Origin of the sequence: Streptococcus sp. A12, from assembly GCF_905372335.1 — a bacterium.
Classification (GTDB): Bacteria; Bacillota; Bacilli; order Lactobacillales; family Streptococcaceae; genus Streptococcus.
Map to the genome: position 1 here is coordinate 1 of NZ_CAJPOU010000086.1, position 4,361 is coordinate 4,361.

At 36.8% G+C, this 4,361-nt stretch carries 3 protein-coding genes; all 3 read right to left on the reverse strand.

Features of this window, described 5'->3' with window-relative positions; translation table 11 throughout:
- Positions 1-143: 143 nt before the first annotated feature.
- Positions 144-3,065, reverse strand: a complete 2,922-nt coding sequence (locus QZ158_RS07860) for a YfhO family protein (protein ID WP_293887388.1) — start codon at positions 3,063-3,065, stop codon at positions 144-146.
- 18 nt (positions 3,066-3,083) lie between these two features.
- Positions 3,084-4,043, reverse strand: coding sequence for a glycosyltransferase family 2 protein (locus QZ158_RS07865; protein ID WP_293887390.1), 960 nt, complete (start codon positions 4,041-4,043; stop codon positions 3,084-3,086).
- A gap of 76 nt (positions 4,044-4,119) precedes the next feature.
- Positions 4,120-4,361: LPXTG cell wall anchor domain-containing protein (locus tag QZ158_RS07870; RefSeq protein ID WP_293887392.1), on the reverse strand; the 242-nt coding region annotated here is incomplete at its 5' end.

Here is a 4,361-nt window from a genome sequence, read left to right on the forward strand (position 1 = left end):
ACTAGAATTCAACAGAGATTAAATGACCAGTCTCCTGTAGATTACAGAAAACTGGCCTCATAAATGTGTTTTTCTTGTGTCTCATTATAAGGGTGCAGTGCCAATAAATCTCAACTTTTTTAAAAGATAGTAGACCTGCAAGCTTAGACAGTTTCTTTCGAACGTTTCATGATAATCACTAAGGAAGTAATTGAAACGATTGATAATAAGCTACCAAGGATAATTCCTTTTTTCTTAAAGACGAACTCAATCTTATGCTTCCCTTTTGTGATCGGGAAGGATAAGAAGGCATTCCAAGATTTTTCAGTTTGGACAAATTTCCCATCTACTTTGACCTTCCATCCATCGCTATATGGGATTGAAGTCATCATAAATTTACTATCATCCGTAATGTTTACATTACCGACAATATGGGTATTAGAAAACTTGGTTACTTCTAAACCTTGTTTCTTACGATTATCTAATACTTTTTGAATTTGATCAAGATCTGCACGATATACTCCTGCATGGCTCATATCAATTTTATCTGTTCTGAATCGAAACTCAATCACAGTTTCTTGATTTTCGGTATTGTCAGTTAATTGCCAAAGTTGTCTTTGAGTAAATGTTTTATTATTTGGCAACCATTTCCCTCTCACTAAAACTGAGTAATCTTGTTTTGGAATCAACGCAGCTGGTGTGAAGAAGTAATAAGTATAGTTTGAACGTGGCACTACCTTATATCGAATGATGGCCTCTTTAGAAGAATCTGCTCTTTTATAGATTGCCTCCCCAGTGTTCTTATCTACTTTTTCTTCAATGACATTCTCCGTTTCAATGGCACTAAAAGCTAACGGTTTAAAGTAGTCATAATAATCACTCGTTTTCTTTTGATGCCCTTCCATTGAGTTCAAAATAATATTTTGGTTTGCGATAGCATTATTCACTCCAAATTTTATATTTTTAACCAGAGCATTTGTTCCATATCCAAGAGGGAAAGAATTTGGGTTCTTATAGACAACAAATCGCTTGTCTTCATATACTTTTTCTGTATAATAGCGCTCCAAATCGAAACGATTTGTAAAACGATGAAAGTACATCTTTTCTGGATTTGCTTCTATTTCTTTTGGATCAAAATCTTTCACCGTCATATAATAACGAACCCCATACAAGGCATCTGTTAGAGGTGTCCCATTTGTATATTCGGTAGCAGCATTGACACCTAGGTCCCCCATTAAAGCAAAGTGATCCATAGTGCTTCTTTCCAAACTCGAACTAAAGGTACTTAAGCCAGGATAAGATACTAGAGAAGGTACCGTCCGTGAATATGAGAAAGTCGTTGCAATCCGATAAAATTCTTCGTCTGCATTTTCTTGAATATTATCTGTCATGCGTTTCACTGAAACGGCTGCATCTGCAAATTTATTGATGTCGTCATAACCCAGAGTAACCTGAGACAAATAAGCATTATATCCGAATTCAAAGATACTTAAAGCTGACACGACGACAACTGAAAGACGTGACAGTTTAGAATTTATTAGAAGCAATAGAAGCAGATAGATTATCGCTGTAAGACTTAATTGTGAGAATAGATAGCCTTGTTTCAACAAAAATCCTGCAATCACTAAGAAAATAGTAGTAACGCCGATTCGAAGGATTTTCTCTCGTTGATTGCTCTTTGATTTTTCCCAGTAGGTATAGAAACCAAAGCAAGCAACAGCCACAAGGCCTAGTAGGTGAAGAATTGAGTATCTTGAGAAATAGGATGTTACTGCTTTTGGTTGAATTTTCGAAATAAAGGTATAGCTATTTGAATGGACGTAGATAACAGCTAGAAGCAATCCAAGTGTAATGACTAGATTAGCTAGCTTAGAAATAACTACTTTCTCCTTCATTACTTGGTAAGCCAATACCAACATAAAGAACGAGAATAACCAAGAAAAACGGAAAAAGAAACCGGCAGGGTTTTGCCCCATATGCCAAATCTTACTTACAAACTCATTGACAAATGATGTCAAGAATACAAGAGTAACAATTCCAGCAGACCATTTCTTAACTTTTGAAACATTCTTAGAGAGAAAGTAGAGAACAAAGCCGAGAAAACCAAATGCTCCGATATAGATATTTGGTAAGTTTGGTCCTGCAGACCAACCAGAGGTCGTATCAAAGCCACCAATCACCATCTTAGCAAGAATATCCAGTGGATTAATCTGGAAGGCTAAGGAGAAGGTCATCCCTCCACCAACTTGACCTTTACTTTCTACCAAATTGAAGAATACAGGAAGGATTAAGATTGCTGCTGTCCCAATCCCAATAATAGAATAAATGACAGCCTGTAATAAAGGTTCAATAAAGTTTTTGATCTTCGCTTTAAGATCCCCTTCAATCATCAATCTAGGAGATACATAGAAGCAAGCATATAGAGCAACAAAGATCGAAATCATGTACCCCATGTAAAATTGAAGTAGGACAGTCAGACCCAATGCAAAAGAATAACGATAAGGGGCTCCACCATCTAATAATTCTTCCAAGTAAACAATGACAATCGGCAACATAATCATTGCGTCATAAAAAATGACGTTCATTTGATAAGAAACCAACATCCCTGAAAGAGCATATGCTGTCGAAAATAGTGGCACTAACCATTTTCTTTTCTCTAATCCTTTATAGCGCTTGATAAGAAGAAAGGCGAAAGCCATTCCTATTGCGCCATAACGGAGCCAAATTGTCAAAAATACTGCAAAACCGAAATGCTTGAGTGGGGTCAAAATATAAATGATATTGAAGGGACTCATTAAATAATATCCGAGGACCCCAATCATATCTCCACCGAGGGACTTAGTAAACGAATAACTCAAACTTGAAAGATCCCCAGTGAGAACCGCATTTTTTAATAAACCAAAGAAACTGATGTATTGTTGACCAAAGTCAACTGCCATCAAACTTTTGGTCCCAAAAGGATATGATCCCATGAAGGCCCAAACAACAAGCATAATTGTCATTGGGAGTAAAGCGCTAAAAGCATATAAAAACTTCTTGGGATTCTTTTTCCAAAGCTCTTTCAAGCGCATGAACCAAACTAACATTTTTATCTCCTATACTAATTATCCTATCTTATTCTCATTGGCTTGTTTAATATTGGTATCTTCAATAATGAAATGAGGACGACGCTTCACTTCGTAATAAATTTTTCCAATGTATTCCCCAAGAATACCGATAAATATTAACTGAACACCACTAAATAGAATGATCGCAGCTATGGTTGTAAAATAGCCACTCACATAATTCCCTGGTGCGAAAATGTACTTCATCATTTCAAAAGCAAGATACAAAATAGCAAGTCCCAAACAGATAAATCCAAACTGAATACAAACACGAAGAGGACGATCATTAAATGAAATAATCCCTTGAATGGCATAGTTCATTGATTTTTTAAAACCAAACTTACTCTTACCAGCTTTACGGATTTCGTTTTTATAAGGAATCACCTTCTCTTTGAAGCCAATCCATTCATACAAGCCCTTATTGAAACGATTATATTCTGGCATAGACACAAACGCATCAATTGCTTTACGACTAAGGAGTCTCAACTCGGATTTACCATCTGTCAGTTTAACATCCATCGACCGATTGGACAAGAAATAGAACATACGAGCAAAGGTACTACCGATAAAGGACTCCCCTTCCCGAGTTCGTTGCCCACTGACGATATCATAGCCTTCATTATAGGCTTCTAAAAAGAGGGGGATCAGATATGGTGGATGTTGTAAATCTCCATCCATTACCATCACAGCATCACCACTTGCATATTTGAAGCCTGCTAAAATACCGCTCTCACGACCAAAATTACGACTAAATCGAATATATTTTACATGAGGATTCTCTTCTGCAATGGCTGTAATGAGTTCAAATGTTTTATCACTACTTCCATCATCGACATAGAGAATCTCATAGTCGGTAAGTTCCTTCCCAAGCATCTGATCCAATTGATCAGATATAGCAGCATGCGTTTGAGAAAGGACCAACTCCTCATTCAGTAATGTAATGAGTATCGATAATTTCATCTCTATTCTCCATCTACTCTATTTCCAAAAAAGAGAGAGCTTTCGCTCTCTCCTTTATACGGAAACTCTTTTTCTATTATTTAGACATTTTACGTTTCATTACAATAGCACCTGATAGGACAAGTACTCCTGTGAATACTAGGCCAGTTGCTACGACTTCACCAGTATTTGGAAGGACTTTGCGTCCACCACCGTTACCATCTGCATTTCCGCCAGGGTTTCCTGGTGTTGTAGTTGTTGTAGTTGCATCTTCACTTACTGTAGTAGTTGTTGTAGTTGCATCTTCACTTACTGTAGTAGTTGTTGTAGTTGCATCTT

Bases quoted from the DNA above. Each gene is read 5' to 3' on its own strand.
- QZ158_RS07860 (WP_293887388.1), bottom strand. From the start codon at position 3,065: ATGTTAGTTTGGTTCATGCGCTTGAAAGAGCTTTGGAAAAAGAATCCC.
- QZ158_RS07865 (WP_293887390.1), bottom strand. From the start codon at position 4,043: ATGAAATTATCGATACTCATTACATTACTGAATGAGGAGTTGGTCCTT.